Raw genomic sequence first — 954 nt, 5'->3', positions numbered from 1 at the left:
TCTCTTGCACCTCATTACCTTCACTATTCACATAACGTGTCACTTCTAATTGTACCGGTGTCTCTTGCGGTGCTTCATTTGGTATCTCTGATTGTATACGTTCATACACATATGTTGTGATGCCATCTGCCGTTGTTGTTTGACCTGTGTACTGCCATTTATCTCCGATAATACTTGGTGGTTGATGCGTGCCTTCTTCTGTCTCTTGAACTTCGTTGCCATCACTATCCACATAACGCGTTACTTCTAATTGTATTGGCGTTTCCTGTGGCGCTTCATTTGGTATTTCTGATTGAATGCGTTCATACACATATGTTGTGATACCATCTGCTGTTGTTGTTTGGCCTGTATATTGCCATTTGTCTCCGATAATACTTGGTGGTTGATGCGTGCCTTCTTCTGTCTCTTGCACCTCATTACCTTCACTATTCACATAGCGTGTCACTTCTAATTGTATTGGCGTTTCCTGTGGCGCTCCATTTGGTATCTCTGATTGTATACGTTCATACACATGCGTCGTAATGCCAGATTCTGTTGTTGTTTGACCCGTATATTGCCATTTGTCTCCGATAATACCTGGCGCATCATGTGTGCCTTCTTCCGTTTCTTGCACTTCATTACCTTCGCCATCTACATAGCGTGTTACTTCTAATTCTACCGGTGTCTCTTGCGGTGCCTCGTTTGGTATTTCTGACTGGATACGTTGATACACATGTGTTGTAATACCATTTTCTGCTGCTGTTTGACCTGTGTACTGCCACTTATCTGCGATAATACCTGGTGCGTCATGTGTGCCTTCTTCCGTTTCTTGCACTTCATTACCTTCGCCATCTACATAGCGTGTTACTTCTAATTCTACCGGTGTCTCTTGCGGTGCCTCATTCGGTATTTCTGACTGGATGCGTTCATATACATGTGTCGTAATACCATTTTCTGCTGCTGTTTGACCTGTGT

At 43.4% G+C, this 954-nt stretch carries 1 pseudogene; it reads right to left on the bottom strand.

Annotated elements, in window-relative coordinates:
- A pseudogene (locus tag HMPREF2864_RS11050) lies at positions 1-954 on the bottom strand (YSIRK signal domain/LPXTG anchor domain surface protein); the annotation flags it as partial.

The organism is Staphylococcus sp. HMSC059F04 (assembly GCF_001812565.1).
In the GTDB taxonomy this organism is placed as follows: domain Bacteria; phylum Bacillota; class Bacilli; order Staphylococcales; family Staphylococcaceae; genus Staphylococcus; species Staphylococcus lugdunensis.
The sequence above is the reverse complement of the archived record's forward strand: the minus strand, read 5'-3'. Positions and strand labels throughout refer to the sequence as shown.